Origin of the sequence: Photobacterium marinum, from assembly GCF_000331515.1 — a bacterium.
Taxonomy (GTDB): domain Bacteria; phylum Pseudomonadota; class Gammaproteobacteria; order Enterobacterales; family Vibrionaceae; genus Photobacterium; species Photobacterium marinum.
The window spans coordinates 1-24,498 of record NZ_AMZO01000026.1 but is presented as its reverse complement, the minus strand read 5'-3'; the positions used below and the strand labels follow the sequence as shown (position 1 = coordinate 24,498).

Annotated in this window: 12 protein-coding genes and 1 pseudogene; 4 read left to right on the top strand and 9 right to left on the bottom strand. The window is 42.4% G+C overall.

From position 1 onward, the window contains the following. Window positions 1-43: 43 nt before the first annotated feature. From C942_RS17095 to C942_RS17075, 5 genes are all read right to left on the bottom strand, one after another. Complete coding sequence (locus C942_RS17095) at window positions 44-7,159, bottom strand: LamG-like jellyroll fold domain-containing protein (protein WP_007468030.1); 7,116 nt, start codon at window positions 7,157-7,159, stop codon at window positions 44-46. A gap of 278 nt (window positions 7,160-7,437) precedes the next feature. Beyond that, a complete protein-coding gene (locus C942_RS17090; RefSeq protein WP_036800780.1) occupies window positions 7,438-7,995 on the bottom strand; it encodes a GNAT family N-acetyltransferase in 558 nt (185 codons plus the stop codon). A 127-nt stretch (window positions 7,996-8,122) separates the two neighbouring features. Next, on the bottom strand, window positions 8,123-8,758 hold the full coding sequence (locus C942_RS17085; protein ID WP_007468026.1) for an HAD family hydrolase: 636 nt from the start codon (window positions 8,756-8,758) through the stop codon (window positions 8,123-8,125). A 119-nt stretch (window positions 8,759-8,877) separates the two neighbouring features. Then, the gene (locus C942_RS17080) at window positions 8,878-9,333 is read right to left on the bottom strand and encodes a GNAT family N-acetyltransferase (protein ID WP_007468024.1); all 456 of its coding nucleotides are present in this window, start codon (window positions 9,331-9,333) and stop codon (window positions 8,878-8,880) included. A 241-nt stretch (window positions 9,334-9,574) separates the two neighbouring features. Then, the gene (locus C942_RS17075; protein ID WP_007468022.1) at window positions 9,575-10,147 is read right to left on the bottom strand and encodes a DUF2913 family protein; all 573 of its coding nucleotides are present in this window, start codon (window positions 10,145-10,147) and stop codon (window positions 9,575-9,577) included. A gap of 2,434 nt (window positions 10,148-12,581) precedes the next feature. On the opposite strand from C942_RS17075, the gene C942_RS17070 reads away from it, so the two are divergent. From C942_RS17070 to ltrA, 3 genes are all read left to right on the top strand, one after another. After that, window positions 12,582-13,835, top strand: a complete 1,254-nt coding sequence (locus C942_RS17070; protein ID WP_007468018.1) for a ParA family protein — start codon at window positions 12,582-12,584, stop codon at window positions 13,833-13,835. Then, window positions 13,835-14,809: a ParB N-terminal domain-containing protein gene (locus C942_RS17065; RefSeq protein ID WP_007468016.1), complete on the top strand. Its 975-nt coding sequence runs from the start codon at window positions 13,835-13,837 to the stop codon at window positions 14,807-14,809. Before C942_RS17070 ends, C942_RS17065 begins: the two co-directional genes overlap by 1 nt. Window positions 14,810-15,736: 927 nt before the next feature. Continuing rightward, complete coding sequence (gene ltrA, locus C942_RS17060; protein ID WP_036800777.1) at window positions 15,737-17,209, top strand: group II intron reverse transcriptase/maturase; 1,473 nt, start codon at window positions 15,737-15,739, stop codon at window positions 17,207-17,209. Window positions 17,210-17,480: 271 nt separating this feature from the next. On the opposite strand, the gene C942_RS17055 is transcribed toward ltrA, so the two are convergent. Next, window positions 17,481-18,896 (bottom strand): MFS transporter, encoded by a 1,416-nt coding sequence (locus C942_RS17055; RefSeq protein ID WP_007468010.1) that lies wholly within the window; start codon window positions 18,894-18,896, stop codon window positions 17,481-17,483. Window positions 18,897-19,005: 109 nt separating this feature from the next. On the opposite strand from C942_RS17055, the gene C942_RS17050 reads away from it, so the two are divergent. Then, window positions 19,006-19,842 (top strand): helix-turn-helix domain-containing protein, encoded by an 837-nt coding sequence (locus tag C942_RS17050; protein WP_007468008.1) that lies wholly within the window; start codon window positions 19,006-19,008, stop codon window positions 19,840-19,842. Between the two features lie 93 nt (window positions 19,843-19,935). Here C942_RS17050 and C942_RS25535 read toward each other — a convergent pair. From C942_RS25535 to C942_RS17040, 3 genes and pseudogenes are all read right to left on the bottom strand, one after another. After that, window positions 19,936-20,229, bottom strand: a pseudogene (locus C942_RS25535) (IS66 family transposase); the annotation flags it as partial. Between the two features lie 560 nt (window positions 20,230-20,789). Beyond that, a complete protein-coding gene (locus tag C942_RS17045) occupies window positions 20,790-21,185 on the bottom strand; it encodes an H-NS family histone-like protein (protein ID WP_007468006.1) in 396 nt (131 codons plus the stop codon). A 512-nt stretch (window positions 21,186-21,697) separates the two neighbouring features. Beyond that, entirely contained in the window at window positions 21,698-23,665 is a 1,968-nt protein-coding gene (locus C942_RS17040) for a replication initiator protein RctB domain-containing protein (RefSeq protein ID WP_157372648.1), read from the bottom strand. Between the last annotated feature and the right edge of the window lie 833 nt (window positions 23,666-24,498).

The window sequence follows — 24,498 nt, the reverse complement described above, 5'->3', positions numbered from 1 at the left end:
TATTATTCCTTTAACGCTAATATCAATAGCGACTACAATGAGTTTAATTTTCCAGATAATGATTATTTGACTGTTTTAGTAATTCCGGTGAACTCAAAATCAAATCATATTCTTGAGTTACTTCATTCCTAACCAGATCGTGCAATGAATAATTGAAGTTATAGAAAGCTTTTAAATTTGTTTCGGTTCCTGTTGGTGGAGTAGTCCGATATTTATTTACTGACTCACTGTCCAAGCCGACACTCCAAACCTGAACATTATCTATCTCCGCTTTCATATATTCATGATTATTTAGTGCGCCCAACAATATCGGAGTCTGACTATCCTCACTAAAGCTCACATAATTTAACGATGCTATCTTTTCACCGTCGATATATACGTCAGCTACAGATGCTTTATAACTAAGGGCAAACGAATACCAAACATCCGGCTCTATTACGAAACGTTTATAATGTTTTTTATTACCAACACCATAGGAAACATCCCCATCCTTATCGATGCCGAGATAAAAGCGGTGATGATGATCATCATCTGTGCCTAAACGCTGATTAAGATCTTTGATTTGAGTAAACTTCACATCGTAGATGAGGGACATTTCCTCACCATTTGGATAAATCCCGGTGTAACCAACACCGTCATTCTCAGTCAAGTCCAATACTTGCTCTTGATGCCTGACCACCGCACCATTATTTCGCCGTTGATTTGCTTTCCATTCTGTATATGAATACCAGTTTTTTAAACCATCACCATCAGTGTCCATATTTGCATCTTTAACTACCGGATTACTTCCAGCCTGATATTCATATCCATCAGACATACCGTCATTATCAGTATCCCTATCACACGGTTCGGTCGTTTGTGAATAAGGAGAGTGAATACCAAGCTCAATGCTATCAGACACCCCATCGTTGTCTGAATCGGCACTTAGCGGATCAGTACACATAACAAGCTCAAACCGGTCTTCAATCCCATCATTGTCCGAATCTACCGGCTCTGCCTGGCGAGTTATCTTGATGTCGCCGACTAACTTAAGGTCAAAGCGATTGGTCGCCCGGTTTAATACCCAATTTGATTTATAAGTCGAGAAATCATAGTAAGCCTGTAAACCGGCAGCATTCTCATCTGGTTGAGCAACCATATAACGATGTAATTCACTCGGGCTAAGCGCCCGATCCCACATCGAAACATCATCGATCACACCATCAATAAAGCTGCCTGGTTCACCTTCTTGGTTTAATGCTCCTAGCCAAATAGAGCGCTCAAATGCCTCACCGAGATCTTTTTTCGCAAAACTATCGGACAGCTGACCATTGATATATAGGCTAACCCTGTTATCACCATGAATTAACGCAACATGCGTCCATTGTCCTGGCTCATAGTCAGGCTCATCCCAACTATATCCCTTGCGTTTATTCGCACCCCAGCCCCAGAACTCCTGCGTTTGCTTCAGTCCTGCATAGTAATGACGATGACCAGAGTCCGTAACGCCACTTACTTGTGAACCCTCACCGAGGGATTTCACCCAATACATAAAAGTCATCGTGCCATTGTGCGGGAAAATCGGTGTGACCGCATAACCCGTCGCTAACCGGTTATCCAACACGCCAGGAGCCACAACAGACTCATCGTCGAGATCACTTGCCACAGCGGCATATTCAAACCAATTGACGATACCATTGGCATTACTGTCAAAGTTACCATCAGGCAACAAGCCATCTGAGTTGTTGAAACGCTCATAGCCATCAGTCATGCCATCCCTGTCTGTATCGTCATCACATGGGTTAGTCACCATGGCAAAAGGATTGCCAAGTCCCAGCTCTTCACCGTCATCCAAACCATCTTTGTCGCTATCCGCCACTAAACCATCAGTGCAGAAACTAAGCTCAAGTCTATCAACCAACCCATCACCATCTGTATCCTGATCGGCAGGCTGAATGGCTAGCTTCGCCCCATTTTCTAATTTCAAATCAAATTGCTGATTAGCTTCGTTGCGTACCCAGTCACCACGCACGGCCGTAAAGTCATACAGTGCGGTGAGTCCTTCTATATCTGCGGTTGGCTTAGAGAACATATACTTACGTATTTCATGATCGCTAAGTGCTCTGTTCCACACTTGTACATCATCAATCAGACCATCAATGGGCTCAACAGCAGTTCCTTGTTCATTCACCGCGCCTAAATACATGGCCCAAGGGCCAATGACATTCCTATTTTCCGACCTGTTCGAATTGGTAGCTATCAACTTACCATTGACGTAGAGTCGACGCACACCAGATTCAACGCTAAAGGCAAGGTGGATCCAACGGTCCCGCTCAGCACGTGGTCCGTAATGAACATCCCATCTCCCCCATCTGCCATACGGGGCGCGGAACTCATAACCCAAGGTCAATTGGCTGCTACCACCGTTCTCATTAACAACTCCCATTTTTTGCATATAAGGCTCAGAGTTGAAATTAACCCAATACATGAAAGTAGTGTCTTTGCTATCTGGGAAAAGTCCCGTATGGGCATAGCCGTCCACCTTCCTGACATCCAGCACTCTTTCGTTTTGGGTTATGGCAATACCCGCAGCATCTGCTTTCACCTGCTCTTGCTGCGCATAAGTCTGCCAGTGTGTCACGTCCGTACCGGCTTCGACAGTGCCACTATCCACGCTAAGGGCATTCGTTCCCATCGCAAGCTCGGCTCCATCGGGGATACCATCATTATCGGTATCCTCATCACAAGGATTGGTGATCGTTGAATACAAACTATTGAGCCCATATTCCTGGCCATCCAGTAACCCATCTCCATCACTGTCTGCAACGCGATTGCTTAAACAATTGTCGTGCTCAAATTTATCATCCAGGCCATCGTGATCACTGTCGACAAATGCTTCTTCATCAATCAAAGAAGCTCCGCCTTTCAGCCACATATCATACTGTCCGGTCACTTGGTTCTTGACCCAGCTACCCCGAGATTCATCGAAGCTGTAATAAGCTTTCAAGTCACTCGATTCATCCTTAGATGGTGTCATCATCAAGCGACGGATTTCCGTATTGGTCAATGATCTGTTCCATACCTGAACATCATCAATCAAGCCTTTCATTGGATAGACAGCCTGGCCTTCTTTGTTCAAGGCTCCAATGAAGACCGGATATGGGTAAAACTGATTTGGATACCAGCCAGAGCCAGCACTTCCCACGTAATGGCCATTGACATATAACTTTCGCTTCTGTTGTTTTACTGAAACGGCAACATGTACCCACTGCTGATGTTGAAGCCTTTTCCGTCCGCCACTATTGGTGCCCCCTCCCCAGTATTCTTTCGCCTCAGCCCTTATCAACCCCAGTGAGAACCCTTTACCCTTACTGCCAGAAAAACCATTTCTTGCCCCTGATTCAGCTTGATCCCACGCTCCTACGGTATCACCAGCCTTATACCAGTACATAAACGTCATATCTTGGCCATCAAAATACAGGCCAGTAAGCGCAAAACCATGCGTATTACTGGTATCTAGGACGCGAGGGCGTTTTTCAGAAGAAACGCTATTCAACGAAGCTTGCTCTTCGACATAACCAAGGTAGTTTTGCCAATATGTTTGCCCCGTCTCATCAATCGTTTTATAGCTATCTGCTTCGACCGGATTCATTTGGTGATGGAGTTCAAAATCATCCGTCATGCCATCATTGTCGGTATCGATATCACATGGATTTGTAGCAACCTTCTCACCATTAAACAGCTGAACTTTACCTAGCTCCTCACCATCAGACAGACCATCGCCATCGGTATCAGAGGACAACATATCCGTACATAACTGTTTTTCAACATCATCGGATAAACCATCTCTGTCTGAATCGCCACTCGTAGCTGAATGCGTGGTATGGGCCCCGTTAACAAGCAACATATCAAACACACCCGTTGCTTTATTTTCTACCCAATCACCGCGCATTGAAGAAAAATCATAGTGTGCCAATAGCCCTTCGCGGGGAATATCCTGGGCTGCCACCATGTAGTGACGGATATCTGACTGTGTTAATGGTTTATTCCAAACCAAAATGTCATCCAAAGAGCCATTCATAGGGAAGCGGGCACGACCTTTATCATTCAAGGCCCCGAACCACAGGCTGTAAAGGCTTGACTCGGCAAAATTCTTGCCTTGAATCGATTTACTACTTACCAAATTACCGTTGATGTAAAGTTTCAGCGCCTCAAAATCTGCGACCAAGGCTAAATGAACCCAATTGTTCACTGACGGCTTCTGAGCTATTGAATTGTAAGTCCCCCATTGACCGACTTGATGTCGATATAGTGCGTCATAACCGAGTTTCGTGGTGCCATTTTCAGCAATGACTCCACTATATTGGTCGTCCTCAAGCTTGTTGTACTTTAACCAATACATTATGGTGATAACTCCCCCTTCAGGGAAAGCGCCCGACATTGCATAACCTTGATTATCAACAAGATCTAATTCAGCATCCTGTATGATGGTATCCACTCCATTGATTTGCTGCTGCCGTGCAACATAATCAACATATTTGTGCCAATTAGACGTGTTATCAGCTCCAATCCGACCACTATCATGCTGAAGTGGATCCATGCCATTTTGCTGCTCGAAAGTATCGGAAATACCATCATTATCGGTATCAGTTGAACATGGATTAGTAACAAATTGATACGAGCTGTTAATGCCATATTCTTGTCCATCCAAAATGCCATCACCATCCGTATCAGGATTATTTACCCCGGTACAAGTACCACGCTCGAAGCGATCGCTGATGCCATCATTGTCGCTGTCAATGTCCTCAGGTTGTGCTGTTAATTTTGCACCCTTGACTAATTTCAGGTCATATTGCCCAGAAGCTTTGTTTTGAACCCAATAACCGCGAGACTTCATAAAGTCATAATAAGCAATCAATGCATCTTCATCACCATGAGGTGGCACCATCATATATTGGCGAACCGATGCCTGGCTTAAGCCTTTGCCCCACACCTGAATATCATCAATCACACCTTGAGTCAGACTGTCTGCTTTTGCTTTATTGTTTAATGCGCCGAACCATAAGCTATAAGGGCTCAACGCAGAGTTTGACCGGACGCTAGTTTCATCCACACGATGACCGTTAACATAGGCAGAAAGGACATTTTGCTGACGACTTAATGCCACATGCACCCACTCACCAGGTTGCCCCTCCCCTTCGCTGTTGTTTTGATTACTGCGGTATCCCAGTCCCCAAAGCAGCTTTGAATTACGGTTGACCCCTAAGTAAAGGCGATTATTACCATCGTTACTGCCTGAAAGTTGCTCTGCTGCCTGGGAGCTATACAGCCAATACATCAACGTCATATCACGGCCATCAGGTACAACCCCTGAAATGGCATAACCGTCATTATCAGTGATATTCAACACCCGCGCGCTGGTCTCAACAGGTATCCCTTGTTTATCAGCGCGTTCAGATTGCCAGTTCACATAGTTATTCCACGTTGTTTTTCCGTCACCATCAGCATCAAGGTGTCCGTCACTAAACAACGCATCGCTGCCATGAACTAATTCGAACTTGTCATCGATACCGTCGTTATCCGTGTCGGTATCACATGGATTCGTAGTTGATACAAAAGAGGAGTGAACGCCTAATTCAACACCATCCGTGACACCATCACCATCGGTATCGGCATTGTTACTATCTGTACAGAGGCTTACCTCAAATCTATCAGCAAGCCCATCATTGTCCGCATCGCTAAAGGCCGGCTCAGGGCTCAAATGCGCACCACCAATTAGCTTGAGATCATAACGACCCGTTACCCCGTTTTTCACCCAGTCACCGCGCGAATCGCTGAAGTCATACCATGCCTTTAAATGGTTGTCGCTGTTCGAAGGTGCATTCACCATAAAACGGCGTATTTGGTCTATCGATAGACTCTGGTCCCATACCTGAATATCATCAACAACCCCATCCATAGGTTCTGGGTTCCAAGCTTTTTTCTGATGTCTATCACCAAACCAAATTGTATAAGCACTTGGCTTATCGAAAGAAATACCCGTAAGCACTTTGTGCAATTCGCCATTTACATAAACCCTTGCCGTCCCATCGGTGTATGTCAGGGCAAAATGCGTCCAGCGACCAGACTGATATCTCGGGTTTTCCTCAACAGAGGCTCTGTTACCCACGCCAAACGACACATTGCCATTGGCATCATTACCGATGTAAAAGCGACGATTGCTGTCATCATGCGCCCCCATGTGTTGCGGAACATCAGTAAAGCGTTCCGTTTTTACCCAGTACATAAGGGTAATATCGTCCCCATTCGGTACGATGCCAGACAAGGCATGGCCATTATTATCAGAAAGATCTAACAAACGTGGTGCGTGCTTTTCAGGTACGTTTAACTCTTTCGCTTTAGCCGACGACCAATTGACGTACTCTTCCCAGTTGTCACCTCGATTATCATCGATGGCCAACAAATCACTTCCATGACTTCTCTCGAAAGCATCCTCCATACCATCCCCATCACTGTCTGGGGAGCAAGGAGAGGACAGCGTCCTAATCACCTCATTCACTAGGATTTCATCCTGATCTTCAACGCCATCTCCATCACTATCTTTTGAAGATGCGGAGGTACACAAACCGTATTCAAGGTGGTCCGGTAAGCTATCAGCGTCTGTATCAAGGGCAGAGAATGATTGCAGCTGACTCTGAACACGGGATTGATCAGGGCCAATCGATACCACCTTCCAATAAATCGGCGCCACGTCATGGATGCCGGAAAGGTCAATATCAACATTGGTGGTGAGCATTCCGCTCTTTTTCAGGTATAGTTTTTCAGGCTCTCGTCCCATGTACAGCTCGTAAATAACGCGCGGACCTGAACTCTGCCATTGAAAGTGAATTGGGAATTGGAAATTTAAAATTTGGTGTGTTGCTGGCGCAGTTAATGTTGCTGGTACAAAAGATGAAGAGAAATCTGACACAACGGCCAACAGATTTCCTTCACCGTCATAATGATATCGACGCTCATCGTCTCCTTGGTTATGACCGATAAGACGGCCAGATAGATCATAAGAAAATGTATTTGTTTCTAGCGCTAAAGAGCTTACATTATTCACACTCGCATTAGTAAATGCCGACGATGTAAGCGCTATGGCCCACGCAACTCCCACAAAACTCTTTAGACCTGTCATTTAACCACCTGCATAACAACACCACACATAGATGGTTATGTTACAACGAGGTAATAAAACGCTTACATCATGATTCGTTATACCTAAATAAGTACCCGTTATGCCAAATAGTTCTAATACACACAGCTTTATCTGTATCAGTAAAGAGGGAGAAGCTAAGATTGTTTTGGATGAAGAAAAGTGAATTTAACAATTATAATCTACGTCAGATAGAGAATAACCACCTCAAATTTGATGTATATAGATAACCTATTCTTTGCACTATAAGTGCTTAAATGCTACCAATTGGTAAGATAAGGACCTTTTTTATTGCGCTCTTCCCATTCACTTCTGAGAACTCCGTATTTAACAGAGTCGTAGTAATGCCCTTGATAATAACGAACTTTACGTAGACGGGCTTCTTGCTGTAGCCCAAGTTTTTCAGCACATGCCATCATACGAGGGTTTCCCGACCAAGTAGTCAATCCCACACGCTCAATTTCAAGTGTTGAAAACAAGTGACTTATCCATAGAGGAAGTGCCTTAGCTGCCAACCCTTTACCCCAAAAGTTGGAGCTATATATGATGATACCTACCTCTAACCAACGAGTCGCCTCGCATTCCCAATAATAACTGACCGAGCCAACTGGTATATCATTGACAGTTATCAACTGCATGTCTGTACCGTCACAAAGGCGTGAGAATGTACCTTTAGCAAACTCGTTAAGTGTCGGCGTAGAATAAAGAAAGTAAGGACCATTAAACTTGGTCCATTCCTCATCTGAGGTCACTAAATGGTAGAGCTCGTCTAATTCACTCGATTTAGCACTTCGAATTTTCACTTCATCCAGTTTCATCTTTTCTTGTCCTGCCAGGCAGCTAAAACATTCTATACAGCATTTTGATAATCTTACTTATCAAACCTCCAACGCCGTCCATATGGAGTTATGTACACCATCTAACAACGAGCCTCATAGTCAATGTTTATACAAACATTTCATCGTAATCAACTATGAACTTTATCGCCTTGCTGAGATCGTTATTTCGATTGAACTCGTGGATAAATGCGACAACATCACAACCAGCTGCAACACCAGCCTCAACCCCTACGTTTGAATCTTCAAACACTAGAACTTCAGAGGCTTTCAAGCCCAACTGATTTAAAGAGAGTGTATACGCTTCTGGGTCCGGTTTATGCCTAGTTACATGCTCTTGAGTAATGACGACATCAAACAGTTCCGTTAACCCCAAAGCAGCCAATATACTGTTGACCATCCAAGTTGCCGCCGAACTCACTACAGCACACTTTCTGCCTGATCTTTTCAAGTGCAAAAGATAATCCAGAGCGCCTCGGTTTAACTCAAGTTTTTCCGACAATAACTTTTCATAATGGCCTCTGAAAAACTGATTAAACTCAGGTAAGTCTGGATTGATTTCAGCATGCTTGAAAAAATGACCGGTTACAACAGACCAACTTTCTCCCATGACACCTTTGTAAACATTAAAGTCTACATCCGAACCATAATGGCCACATGCTAACGACAAAGCTAACCCTTTGAGCGGTTCCGAATTTACCAGCGTCCCATCCATATCAAACAGATATGCTTTATATTCCTTCAACTTTCTCTCCCTGATTAGTTATCTCTAGAAAGTCTCACAGTTACGAGAAGATACGCTATTATCACCGCAGAAAACCTAACACCAAAGCCATCAATTGTAATGCAGAGCCTTAAGCCTCTTTATACCATTACATCACGCATAAGCTGAACCTCGACAGCTTTTGAACCATCTTGCAGCTCAAATAGCTTTGAGTAAAAGCTTTGAGTTACTTCAAAGCCTAAGTGTTTAAATACCGTAACATTACCAGTTTGTTCAACACACCAAACTGATATCGATTTAACTCCAGAATACTTTGGGAGTACACCATCAATCAGCTTTCTTGCGATACCTTGTCGTCTATAACCTTTAGCCACAGCCAATGTTCTTAGGTTCATAACATCATTGTTTATACTTACCTCAATACATCCGACCAAGTTATTACCAATAAAATAACCAAAAGGCTCCCACTTTTCATGTGATTGAGATTTTTGTTCGTGGGCTAATTTTGTTGGTTGATAAATAGTACGAAGCTCATCAAAAGCAATAGTTGTAAGTCGATGAAAATGCTCTTCAGTACTGAGTAGTTTATGAATCAATATTTTCCCCTCATTGGATCACACCGCGTAATTCATTCATCTCGCAACACTTCTTCGGCAGAACTAACAGTCATAAACAATTCAACAAACCCAGTTATTTTCAACAGCCTCAATACACTAGATTTGCGCGACACATAAACCCACAACCATACAAACCTAATTGGCTAACCTGGTAGTGCGAGTGAAAAAACAAATTAAAGGAAGAGACTCTGAACAGTGAGATTACTAATAAGAAAACCATTTACATCCGAAACAACTCAATCCTTAAATGTATTTCATCTTCATAGGCAACAACAGATTGAAAATATCGCGTTTGATCTATCACAGCAGAAAACACATCTTTAAGCTCAGCATTACCAATAAAGAGAATCTGGGTTGATTTAATCATCAGCCCTTCACTATCAAAGCTAGACGTTAAATCCTCATCAACCACACAGACCAGTACCTTGCCATACCGCGCATTTAAATCAATATCACAAGCTTTCGAATATTGAACTTTTGTGTTCAACGTCAGCTCAAGGTCAGCAACAAGTCCGACAAAACGGTACAAGTCAGTTGAACAGGTCTGCAGCAAACGCTCAACTTCAGTATCAAGGATTGACTCCAGGTTGGTATCTGACTGGCGACCAAGTGATATCCATTGTTTGGCCGATTTTCGAATAGTACGATAGCGATTTGCTTTTACAATACGCTTGAAATACTTAACCAGAAGGTTATTTCTTTCAATTAAGCTAAGTGGTTTGTCTAGTTTTTTAAATTCGAGGTGTAGTAGGGCGTTAGTGCTAACATCTAGTAATAGCTGGGTGTGGTTCATTTACATAACAATCTGTAGCTGAGGTTACTTGCCATCATACTCTTATTTATCCCAGAGCATAGCCTCAACTTTACCGCGACCGCTCAGAAATATCCGATTGATGTTTTACACATAATGACTGATGCGATTTATATTTTACCAAGCCAGAAATAGGCAAGGGCCGTACTTCCCAGTAGCCAAGCTTTTAAGACTGTAATTCGCCAGTATCTTACAGTGAACACATCCATCTCTTGATTCATTCTTCAAATGCACTTTGAGATTGATGCTCATCATATCCCGGCTATGCAACTGTATCTTGGGTTTTCCGACAACAATTTCCTCAACGATTGAGCCTATTAATATTCCAATTCAAGCTCATTTACTGATAACAATTATCCAAAATACAAATTAAAGGGGAGGGGACCTAACTTACATGAAAGCCGATAGAACTCTGCCAGCATCATTTACCTGTGGAACAACTGCTGAATTCTCCACTATAGAAAATCCGATTGCTCATATGTTATCAGTTCAAAAGTAAATACAGATATTAGCTCAGCTGCGACAAATAAAGTTGATTGCAAGACTCAACTAACCAGCACTAAAATCTTTTGCACGTTGTGCAGGTACAATCATTTAAAATCAACAACTTAACAAAATAAGAAAAATGGTATTTTTGATAACAATGAATAATACATTATCAATCGCAGAATTACTCTCAACTGAAACTGATACCGCGATTATTAAACACTGATTCATACGCACACAGATAAAATATGGTAACTAGCGACTGATACTGCCATATCTTCGAGCAAACTCCTCAACGATACCGCAACAGCCTCCTCAGGCAAAAAGACATCACTTATATATGAACAAGAGCCAATATAAAACACCATATAATTGCGAAGGCGCTCAAATAAACAGCAACATAAACTTGCCCCGTTATTAACCAGGCTGTCAATATTGACTTGTCTGTGACAAGACATGTTCATAAAATCAAACTGACTCAATTGATACTAGCCTTATCGCTATATCACCTTACTGATATTGAACCGCCATACATCTTTTGTATGGCGTTTTTTTATTCTATGATTTCAGCAAGTATTGATTCCTTCCTTTTCGCTCTACAAACATGAAAATCATTAAGAAGCACACCTTATTAACACGTCCCCAAAACCGCTTCAGCTCCTAACAATTACCGCTTGTCAGCTCCCTACCTATTGGAAAAAAACAGTAAAATAATTCACTTCCTTTCAATGAGTCCTAACAAGCAAACACTGAGTCGGCAGTTAGAGAAGTTGAGGGGGAGGGAGGTATCGATTTAGAATTATCACAATTTGCTATTTAATCTGACGTTAAAAAAGAAGCAAATCCAAGGTTTGTTGAGTGTGCAGAGAAAAACCTCAGACGTAAACAACATCAGCTATCATGCCAGAAGAATAGCGCCAATCTAGCTAGAGCGAGTTGCTTGTAGCTAAATGCCACGAGTAAACGCTAATACTCGTACTGATTTTCAACACAGACTCAGTCACTCTCTCGTTGTCGATAAACGGAGATAGTAGAAACGCTGAAATGAGTCAGTATGAGAAGAATCACAAGCTAGCTAACTAAACACATAGCAGTTCCTTATAGCATAGCTTTGCTGAAAAGCTAGAGTACAAAGCCAAGATGCACGGCACACACTTGATAAAATCGAACAGTGGTATGCCAGCTATAAAGCTTGTAACTGTTGCGGACATAAAGTTGAAGATATTCGTAAATTGGATTGCCTATATTGCGGAACTAAGGATATAGATCCGGGTTAAAGTGCCACTCTTAATATCCGCGACAAAAGCATAGTGGAATTAAAATCGACTGAACAAATCATCACTGCTTGCGTAAGCCCAGTTACGAACTGGTTGCAGCAAAGGAAACAAGCAGTAACTCTCAGGAGGGAAACAGATAGCTAATAACAATATCCTCTTTTCCAAAAACAGGTGAGGGTGATTTGCATCCAGATAGCTCACCATGGGCAAAGATGGGATGATAACGAAATTGACACGCAATGGCTGCGCACTTAAAAACCATCAACCACCGCATTAACAACAACCAGTAGCTCACTTTATTGTCCGCAATACAGACACAAAACGGAAAAGGTAGTAGTGATCCCCTGGCAAATAGTACTGTAGCGCTTAACTTATATCTCCCTAAACTAAAAAAGCACTCATAAAATATACTGATTGAACGCCCGAACCGCAAAAATAGACAAAAATAAACCTAAGAGATATTGTGCAGGTACAACCTTTTATAATCAGCTACTTATCTAAATAAGAAAGTGACAAAAAAGTACCATCTTATCTGTCAAAGTAAATTAAAGACAACAATATTCCACAATAAAATACAAAAATCATTGCTCTAAGGTGGAAACACCATTATCATCATCGCATTAAATATTCTTTAGTTGAGTGGATGGTATAAAATGGATGTATTGTTAGCACTGGATGATTGCGCTGAACGCATGCAGCATGAAGATGTCCGTTTAAAAGACATCATCAATGAAAAGTCACGTATAAATGTTACCGACAGCGAACTTGATGAAGGTGTCGATCGCCTTATCTATAACCATTCATTAAACAAAACTAAAATCCGTGAAATCGTCAATCTATCAACCAAAACATTCAACAAGCGCATCACCGCGCTGGAAGAAGAAGAGGTCATTGGCGAACCTATCCAACAGGGTAAATCTTCTCTTTATAATCGCTTTGATGTCCAGGTGATCCTAGACCACCTTGGTCACCGCCAATACCGTGATGACTTCACATCCAGCGTTATTTCTGTTCAGAACCATAAAGGGGGGACGGGTAAGTCCACAACAACGAAATCCTTGGCAACGGCCGCTGCTCTAGATTTAAACCTCAATGCCCGGGTGTGTATCCTTGACCTTGACCCTCAGGGTTCCGCAGGTCTTCAAGCCCAGCCGAAAGATGACGATGGGATCTATCTGACTATTGCAGATATCGCACTACGTAAATACACACCGTCCTTTAACGAATATATCGAAAACTACGGCCTTTCAGAGCAAGAGGTCGTATTGGGTGCGGCATTCAACACACACCTGCCTAATTTAGATGTGTACTCAGCATTTCCGGAGGATGAGGTTTTCAGTGATATTTATGCTGAGCTTAATGATGAAGGCAAAGCAGAACTGCTTCAGGAGCTGCGCAATTTCATCTTGCCTATCCTAAAAGAACATTACGACATTATCTTTATTGATACTCCGCCACAGGATAGCCCCATTTGTTGGTCTGCTCTTGAAGCGGCAGATTTCCTGCTATTGCCGGTAACACCGCACAAGCTCGATTACCTATCAACGAAGAACTTTATCACCTTTATAAAAGACCGTATCCGCCAACTGCCAAGCGGTGGCGAGCAATTGAAGATGTTCAAGTGCTTACGTGTCAACGTGGATTCTAACAGTCCTCAGGTTGAGCAAACCTCCAACATGATTATCCGCTCATTTGTTGAACACCTGTGCTCAAATTCAATCAAGCACTCTGAACTGTTCCTAGCTGCGGACAACCTCAACCGTAGTATTTTTGACATCCAGAAGACCGAAGCCCGCGACAACAAATACGCGTCATCATCGGCTTACGACAATGCCGTGGTTTCAACCAAAGCGGTATACGAAGAAATCATGGCTAATATCAAGAAAATTTCCGGACGGGCTAACTAATGAATAGAACAAAAAAAGTGACCGGCTTCGGTGGTATCAACCGAGGTGCATCAGGTATTAAACCGCAGGCAAAACCGGTAACGAACAAAATCAAACTGCCATCAGGCCAAGAGATATCACTAAGGCTCCACACATACAAAGGCACGGAAGAGATCCAAAAGCATGTTCGAGTCGATCCACTCAACATCCGTCGCCCGGAAGAACTGACCCGTGACAAGCTGGCTGATATTTATGACGGCATTGCCAACGGCAACCAAATCACCAATGCCATCGGTTACCAAGGGGAAGATGGGTTAGTGTATGTTGTTGACGGTTCGCGCCGTATGACATGTGCAGATATGGCCGATGCTCCACTGCGGATTGATGTAAGTGACACAAAGATAGCGCCAAAAGATGCTGAATTTATCGTTCTGCAGTCAGACAAACGTAAAGCATTCAGCTACCTGGACTGGGGACATTATTTCGCTGCCAAACTAAATCTATTAAAAGATGAAGCTCCAGATCTTACCCAAAAACAATTTGCAGAAAACGAAAACGTAGATCCTACACTGATGTCTCGTTACCTCAATGCGATCACATTGGATCCTGTTTTCTGGTCGGTTATGGGCAGCAATGAGATCAGTGCGCGTTTGATGAACCGTATGGTCACATTGAATAACTCGCTAAAAGACAGCACCGTTGAGCCCCAACAACTACATGAAAGATACCTTGGAAATATCGGCTCAACCGCACCAGACGAGCTGACATCTAATGAGCGCTTTGACCTGCTTAACCGCAGCTTCAACCAGCTAAATATCAAAAAGCGATCGTCAAGCAAGAAGGTTGAACCTGAAACCCTGTGGAACGGGAACACTGCAAGACAGAAAGTTGAATGGAAACAAAAAAACAGTAAGAGTGCAGTTATCAATCTTGCAGGACTTGACGAAACGCTACAGGCAAAAATCAAGCAAGCCGTAATTGATGCCCTAGCGTAAGATAAGTAGAAAAAATGCTGTCCTCGGGCAGCATTTTTAATTCATCCCACCCAAAGTACGCCCAGCCACCAGCACACAACCTTATATAGCCAAGAATATCTCACTCCATTGTGAATACATCTTCTCCATGCAACTGACATACAGCATCAGACGGTAACATCAATTTTAGTCGAATATCGCCTTAAACATGTAACAACAAGTGCAACCAATCATAATAACCATCGTCAAAGTTATAATGCCTTAGTTTATCTTAGTTATATGGGGTGGGGGTATTTTGCTATGCGATAATATATCGATTTACGATTCAGAACTAAATAGTACAACCCGTCTATTAGTAACTCACTACTGGACGTGCGACGTGAAGTCGTATGAAGCGCTGTTCACCGCTTGATGAGTGAACCATCTGTATCACCAGATGAACCTAGGAGCCTGAATAAAGCAGCGGCTCTGACAATGTAACGAAGATTGGTCATATACCGATCGGGGTTGAAATCGTGAGAGAACGATCCTCCTGAGAACCACAGAATCGGGTAAGTGCTAGGTAGTCAGTATGATGAACATACGTGAATCCGTGTAAGGTGCGTTATGTGATGAAACAGCGGAAGTGGTTAATACGCTGTAGCCAAAAGGCAATGAGAGCAGGAAAGAGGTTGTCCAGTACTCTTTCGTGGTCAATAAAGCTCTCCGCACCATAGCGGGCATCTACCCTGACATTGCGCGACATACGGAACACGGTAAGCCTGTATCGCTCCCTCTGGGAAAGCCTATGTGGCCGATAGTGATGCAGGTATAGGAGGTCGGAGAAAGCGAAGGCTGCATTGTAACGATGCAGATACAGATTTATATCTGGTCACGAAAGTGAGCCCACTTCCGACTGGTCTCCCGTTGCGAGAGAATTTGAAGAACTTCATTCAAGGAGAAACGCAAATGATGATTTCAAAAGAGATTAGTGCCTCTCCTGACAGTACTCAATGGCAGTCAATCGACTGGAAATCCGTTGAGTCGCATGTATTAAAGCTTCAGATGCGTATCGCAAAGGCAACTAGAGAAGGTAGACACGGCAAAGCGAAAGCCTTGCAATGGATACTAACTCATTCTCGCTCAGCAAAACTTCTTGCTGTTAAACGAGTATCACAAAACAAAGGCAGTAAAACGCCAGGAATAGACGGTGTCATCTGGAACACAGATGCACGCCGCATGAAAGCAGTTAATCAATTGAGCAGAAAGGCGTATAAGGCCAAACCGCTCAAGCGTATTTACATCCCCAAAAAGAATGGCAAGCTTCGACCGCTGGGTATCCCGTGCATGATAGACAGGGCGCAACAAGCACTCCACCTTCTTGCACTAGAGCCAGTATCAGAAACACTTGCAGACCCTAATAGCTATGGATTTAGACCAAACCGCAGCACCGCCGATGCAGTTGCGCAGTGCTTCAAGTGTTTGGCTCTAAAGCGATCCGCTGAATGGGTTCTTGAGGGAGACATCAAATCTTGTTTCGATAAGATCGGACATCAATGGCTTATTAATAACATTGCCGTAGATAAACGCATGTTGGAACAATGGTTAAAGTCTGGCTTTATGGACAAAGGGCTGTTTTATCGTACTGACGAGGGAACACCACAAGGAGGGATTATATCCCCAACCTTGATGCTAATGACTCTTGCAGGGCTTGAACAGAGCATAAAGTCTACCGCACTCAAAAAGGGTGCGAGAGCCAACTTTATTGGATACGCCGACGATTTCGTCGTCACCTGCGCTTCAAAGGAAGTACTGGTGAACGATATCAAACCGTTGATCGCTGACTTCTTAGCGGAAAGAGGCTTAACACTCTCCGAAGAGAAAACGCGCATTACCCACATCAGCAGTGGTTTTGACTTCCTAGGTTTTAATCATAGAAAGTATAAAGGAAAATTGCTCATTAAACCGAGCAAATCCAACACGCTGCTGTTCTTGAGTAACCTTCGCGAACTCATCAAGAAGCACGCAACCATCCCCGTTAACGATCTAATCAAGTTGATAAATCCGAAACTTAGGGGCTGGTCGAATTACTATCGACACTGCGTTGCAAAGCAGGTATTCGGATATGTAGGTCATAAGCTATTCCATGCGTTATGGCATTGGGCTAAAAGGCGTCATCCAACGAAGTCTACGAATTGGGTCACCCACAAATACTTCCTCAATCGTAAAGGCCAATGGCAATTTCACGGTTGGCAGAAGATCATGGAGATGGATTGCCAATTCAATCTCTTCCAAATAGCCAAAGTGCCTATAGAGAGACACGTGAAAATCCGAAGTGCGACGACACCATTTGACCCTCAATACCGAGATTACTTGGCAAAGAGAAAGTCCAAAAGGCCAGCTCGCAACTCTTGGCACGATCCTGCTCTAACTGCTTTATAAGTTGCTGGGTATCATACGATGCCTTTGTGGAGGCTTGAGCCGTATGCAGTGAAAGTTGCACGTACGGTTCTTAGGGGGACGGCACTTGGTAACAAGTGTCGTCTACCCGACATTTTCGTGTTAAAGCTTGTGCACTAAACCCAGCGTGACGGATTAAAAAGTATCTCTAACCACTTAACGTCACTGCCTCTATTCACTCTGTAATGCCCATTATCGGGAAGAAGTAAGGTATACGCCCCATCAAACCACGGCGATTGATTAAACGCCCCCTTTACCCAAACTGGCCCCTCTTAGTTAGCGCCACATTTTTTTGTGGTCTTTTGCAAAACAGTACAACGCCGATTACGAGTAATAATGCGCTGAGCACACCGATTGACGTCGCAATGGCAACTAGATAACCGTGAGATAACATCGCCGCATATATCGCCCCGGAAAAGGCTGTACCTATGGCAAAACAGCCTTGTTGAACAGTGATAAGTGCGCTACTTGCTTCACTGGCATGGTGTTTGCCTACTTGAGACAGCGCGATACGAAACGCAGAGGTGAGCATCATCGCATTACCCAATCCAACGAGACCGGTCGCCACTATGAGACTCCAGACATGCAGTGTGCTTTTAAAAGACCAAAATAAAGTGATGGTCACCACAAAGCCAAGGAAGGATAAGCCAGTTCCAACTACATAGCTGCGATGGTTACCTAAACGCTGACTCATTGGTTTGCTGAGCAAAGATCCTACAAAAAACATAATGCCTAAGGCCATAAAAGTATTACCCGATTGTAGTGGGTTAAAGTGCAGCTTGCTTTGCAGGCAAAGCGCGGTCACAAATAAATAACCAGGATATGTAAATGTGACGGCAGCTTCACCAATGAAACCGGTTATCACCGATGGTGTTTTAAATAAAGACAGTGGAAAAAGCGGTTGTTCGCCAGCGTTCTCTTTCCGTTTTTCTACTGTCCACAGCCCAACCCCTGTCGGTAATAAACCAAGTAGCAACCACCAAAGTTGTGGCCAATGTTCACCCATGGCGATCGGTAGCAATAAACACAGTAGAAACAAGGCAAATAAAGTGATGCCGCTAGTATCCATATGTGGTTGGTTCTCAGACCGAGTTTCTGGAATGATAAAAAAGCCAAGCCCTAGAATCAGCAGGCAGACGGGAATATTGACAAAAAATGCAATCCGCCAGCTCAGTCCAAATAGATCCGCCGATACCAGCCACCCGCCAAGCAACTGCCCGATAACAACAGAAAGTCCAGCAACAGAGGTATAAATGCCAACCGCACGACTATGACGTTCACCTTTGAGCGTGGCGTGGATCGTGGCAAGAATTTGTGGCATCAATAATGCCCCACAAATTCCTTGTAACAGACGGCCGATCAACATTGGAATGATGTCGGTGGCAAGTCCGCAAACAACAGAAGCGATACAAAAACCAACCACTCCCAGCATAAAAAGACGTTTTCTGCCGTAGCGATCACCTAAACGACCTCCGGTAGCAATCAAAGTTGCGAAACTGAGCCCGTACAATGCAACAATCAACACTAGCCCTGTTTCATTCGTGTTAAGGGTGTCCCCCATCACATCGAGCGCAACATTAACAATGGAAAAATCGATTTGCGGTAGCAGTTGTCCTGCGACCAATAGCAAAAGACCGAACGAAGAAAGTGGTTTGTGAGTAGCAGTCATAAAGTATCCTTGAGACGTATCCCAAATCAAAATGTGCCGCTATTATGGTGGTAATTTAGAGTCGTACAAGAAACATGTTAGACACGTATAAATCATACCAGGATAAATAATGTCCAGTGAGAATTTACAACTAATTGGTGACTTTTTGCGCCGTAAACGGGAAAGTCTATCGCCGGAAGTAATGGGGTTACCTAAACCACCCCGTACTCGTACTCCCGGGTTGAGGCGTGAAGATGTAGCAGCCATTGCAGGTATAAGCACCGTGTGGTACAGCAAAATTGAACGCGGTAAAGCAGGTGGTATCTCGCATGAAGCACTGACCGCTCTAAGTAAGGCACTGCGTCTGTCACCATCAGAAAAACAATACCTGAAAACGCTTGCCACTCAGGAAGATGATGTCGCAAAACAACCCTGTATGAATATTACTTCTGAGAGTCAGCGACTTTTAACTAAACTCAACCCCTTACCAGCTTTACTTATAAATGATTATTTCGACATCATTGAAACCAATCAGAGTTTTAATCGTATGTGCGGATTGGATATCAATGCCTTACCAGAGGAAGAACGAAATTATATCTACCTAACAATTACTAACCCAACATGGCAACGTTTCTTACAAGTAAGCGATGACAAGGATTTAGCAGCTCAGCTAACACGCATGGCGGGATTTTTACGCAGCGTCACAGCCTCGCGTCCTAATGATCTCACTTTGAAAGCACGGGTCAGTCGCTTTAAGGAGCTGTCGGAAGTTTTCTCTTATTTTTGGAATCGTAACACTGTGCAGCAGCCGGAACAGCTCCATTCTACCTTTGCTCATGCAGAACTCGGTTTAATCACACTAAATAAGCAAATATGGTGGAACTTCAATGGAGATATTAGTGGTCGATTAAATATTTATCACTCTGTAAATGAAGAAGATTACAAACGTCTTGAGAGCGTTATCTGACACTCTAAAAACAAGTCAACCGTAGAACAAGTGGTCGGTGGTAAAAGATAAGAATGAATATTCCCTCGTATGAGCCACAAACGTCACATAAACTCACTGGTGATTATTAATGTGAGATGTTCCAGGGAAGGGAAGCAATGCATTGATATCCGGCTCTGGCTTGGCCAACGCATTCATGCTCTGTACCAGGTAGTCATACATAACCTGGCTATTAGCCTTTAACGTTTCAATGATGCTGTAGAATACAGCACTAGTGTTAGTGCCGCTTGTCCTATCGGTGAACCGCCAGTTTTTTCTGCCAATAACCAGCGATTTTGTTATGCGATTGTTGTTGATAGACAGGTGGCCATCTTAAACATAACTAATCAACTTTGGTCCATTCCCTAACAGTGAGTATTGCGACAAGCTGTTGCAAAATTAAAGGAGATCGTCAGAATCCATGAGCCTGTTTTATAGTAAAAATCACGCGTTCTAAAACTGTTTGGGGCATAGAAATGATTCAGCCAATTAAGACGTCGCGCCATTCTTTCTATTGGGAATCAACCGATAGCGCACGCGTCGTGCATAGCCTCGATAACCAGGCAACTCTTCCTGCAAAGTCTGATCTTCAAGTTTGATGCTGCAAACATCAAATCAAAAATCAACACATAACAATTTTAAATACGGTTGCAGCAAAACATTCGCCAGTGTAATATTCGCGCGAATACAGACGCATTCTATTATTATTATTTTGGAGCCTTCTTAGCTCAACATAGGGTTGCTCTAAGCAACCCTTTTTATATTGTGAAAAAAGTATAAACGGCAGTGTGTTTTTAATTTTGTATAGCTATCGACATGTCACCAGAAACAACGAATTTGTTTCAAGACAGCACAATATCTTGGCTTTAAGGGGGAATAGTACTGACACAACATTGAAAAAAATCCCCCTCTCGTTGAAGGGGATGGAATTAAATCAGAAAATCATCCAATGATTTTCCCTCTTGCTCGATAGCGTCTTTCAGCGGACTAGGCATACGTCCCTGGCCAGTCCAGGTACGCTCTTCACCATCCACAGTATACTTATACTTAGCTGGTCTTGGAGCTCGCTTAGATTTTTGCTTCGAGTTTAGCAAAGCCAACAGTTCTTCAGGCTCAATACCCTCTGCAGCCAACATCTCCCTATAAAATTTTAGCTTCTCTTCACGCTCTTTATTTTTAGCGCGTTCTTCCGCTTCAGCTTCTTCCCTTTCGACAACAACAGATTGTAATTTGTTTAGTCCCTCTTGAAGCTCTTCTAACGTCAATTCACGTGCAGCAGCTCGCAGTGAGCGCAAGTTCAACAATGTGCTAAATACATCACTCATATTCAATATATTCTTTCTTGTTTAAGATAGAGGTACTGTAATCAAATCTAACGAATTAATCCAATAGTTAAAATAAAGATTAAATTATCATTGTTACCTACAGCATTATTCATAATGCATAAATAATCTAGAAAGATAAACATCCGAGAAGAGGAACATAGAACTCACTAACAATTATTATTTATAGCTATTCATAGAGCAAGTATGAGCATGCATATCATATGGCTCATAACATGAGTCGATGCAACCATGTTTTCTTCAGTAAGAAGGGGCTTGCCTCATTCTCATAAACATCACCAAAAACGCAGTAAGACAATGAAATTTAAAGTTTTTAATTAAAAAAGATAGAAATATCGACGACCTATCACAATGAGACAAAAAGTAATCTTTCTCCCCTTAACCGATGAGGAGAAGAATGGAAAAATCTAGGTATTTCAAAACCATCAAAAGGGTAGGATGGCGGTTGCTCCAATATAGTACCAGAGCAAGGCCCGCATAAATCAATTAACGTATTATTTACTTACCGCCCTGACAATATCATGGGCCAAGATATCTAAAGCATCTTCATTACCATCCGTCTGATAATCAGCAAGCAATTTACGTTCAGCTTTGCGTCGAGTGAAAAACGCGATGACATCGCCTAAAACCCAATTATCAGTGATCTGATACAAAGCATCAGACAGGGCATCAATCGTTTGCTGTTGAATAATCACGTTATCTTGTTCAAGTGGTGGTGTTTCTTTTCTTACCTGCTTCAAATAGGCAAGCACCTTGCTGTGAGAGACCGCACTTTTATTTTTAACGGTCACCAACTCAGCCAACTCAAGGCAATCACTGTCATTGTTATAATGCGTCATAGAGATACTGACCATCTTCGACAGACGAACAATGGTAACGTACTTACGACGCGTGATATTAATACCATCGACAGAGCGAATACGTGCAACAGGTTCAGGATTCACTACTTTCTCATCAACAACAGGCTTAGCCACTGACATCTCAAAGAATTTACTATCAGCCAATTCACTCATAGGATTATAAATCGTTGGTGCATCTTGCGTATGGCTACTTAGCTCAAGCGCAGCTTTCCAACTCTCCTTATCAAGATGAATCGAAATCATATCCTCATAGAAATCGATCACGATCTTGTAACCAAACAAATTCATACGAATCAGCTCGGCTTTATTCCCTGTTTTTGCGATTTCAACATTACACAATTCTTTGGTTTTCCGGTGTTTACAACTGCGCTTTAAATCAGCTGTAAACTGATTGTAAGAAACTTGACGCGCTATACGTGTGTGTAATGTCTTCAAATCCAATGAATACGTTTTTTGCTGAGTGTGGCTCTCTTTAATTGAATTTCGACAAAATAGATACAGAATGAACAAAGTTCCATCGACCGCCAAGCTAGCCTTAGGGAAAACATAAGGTGTTTTGCCAAAAATAAGTTTATCGAAAAAGTGTTGTGGCCAGCGAACGATGTAGGCCGTTGCATTATCCTCTAGTTCATTATCTACAATAGAAGCTGAATGGCATGAAACAGGTGTTGCATCCAAAATCCGATAGCGCTCAGTTGCGAACATTTCATGCAGTTCATTATTAATGTTCACTTCTTTCAGTGCATTGAAATCGTAATGGCTGTCTCTAAGGGCGTTGATACTGGTACGAATTTTTTCGTAATTAGGTTTAGACCGAGACATCCCCCTAACTCTCAAAATCTCGTTGATCGTTATTGGGGTTTCATTTTCTGGCCGTTTACACTCACGAAGATAAAGATCCCGATAATGTTGGTGGTAGCCATAAGTCAGGGATATCATGGTGTAATAATTTTGTAGATCGTCTTGATTGACAATGCGTGAGGTTGACTTAACTTGAGCAGGACATTTGTGTAATTTACCCTCTTCATCCTTGATGTTTACATAACCTGCAAGTTGTTTGACATTTTGCTTTGTAAAGGCCAGCAGTTGCTCAAATGGATAGCTAGTTTGATGGCGTACAACCTGTGTAGACTCTGGGTTTGGTGACTCGTTAAAGCCCAAGTCTTTAAGTTTTTTTTGTGTTTGTTTTCTATTCTTTTGGCCTCGACTAATATTGGCTTTGACCAAATGAGTCTGGTTGATATCTTCAACTATATGACGGGCACTGTAAGCATTCAAAGAGAACATACTGATGCGTCGTTTTGATGCACTGACAAACTGGAAATCCATGTCTTTAAGGATTTCCTTCTCCTTCAATTTGGAGATACTGTAAGCAACTTGACGATCAGAAAAAGGGGTAGGTAATAGTTCTTTGATCTTCTTGATCGAAGTTAGATTTGCTTCATCCTTAAAGTGTTGACCATTAATGATGGCTTCGATGAACATTAGTTCTTTGTCACTTAAAACACCGCTTTCTGCAAAATCTTGAATCCTAAACTCAAACGGTTGTTGATACGTAAACAAGTTTCCATCGTTTGGCGTTTTTGTCGTGACAGTAATCATCGCTCGTGGTGTAAAAAAGTTGTGGTTTAGGGAGTATATGTCTTTTCTAAAAAACAAAAAAGATCTTTTCTTATTTTTTGGATCTTTTGCCTAACTCCTTAAGATCTCTCTTAAAATAATCTTTATCTTCTTTTTTTTTATTTCTTGATCTTATGATCTTTTATATACACATTGGGATAAGTCTAATTTGTTTATTATTTTCAGTGTCTTATGTTAATTGGCTTTAAAACGACAAACGTTGAAGATCAAATAGACCAACGATAAATAACCAAAATACAAACGATAGATGGCTGATATACAAACGAAAAAAACAAGTAAACGGACGAAGGATTGCTAATAAACAAACGATAGTCTCTCACAGGTTATCCACAGGATGTTGCAATAAAAAAGTTTAAAGATGGGGGTTATGGATTTGTTGGTTCACTTAGGCGCTATTTTTTTTGATCACTAGATTATTTTTTAGTTGAATTTTGAGAAAAAGTCTTTCGTCGTGTAAAAACGCCATACTGTTTTGTATATTAGTAATTGATTACTTTGTATGCAGAGCTATGGCTTAAGTAATTAACTATCTGATTTATTTGGGTAATTAATCAAATAAATTAATAATCTAAGGGGAGTAAATTCCAAGTTATAGCTATTTATGACCTCGTTTAGTAAGTACGATTATCTAATCGAAAAAGGATAGTCGGTATTGAACGCTGATATCTAATCGACAAACGATAGTTGGGTGTGAACGCTGATATCTAATCGACAAACGATAGTTGGGTGTGAACGCTGATATCTAATCGACAAACGATAGTTGGGTGTGAACGCTGATATCTAATCGACAAACG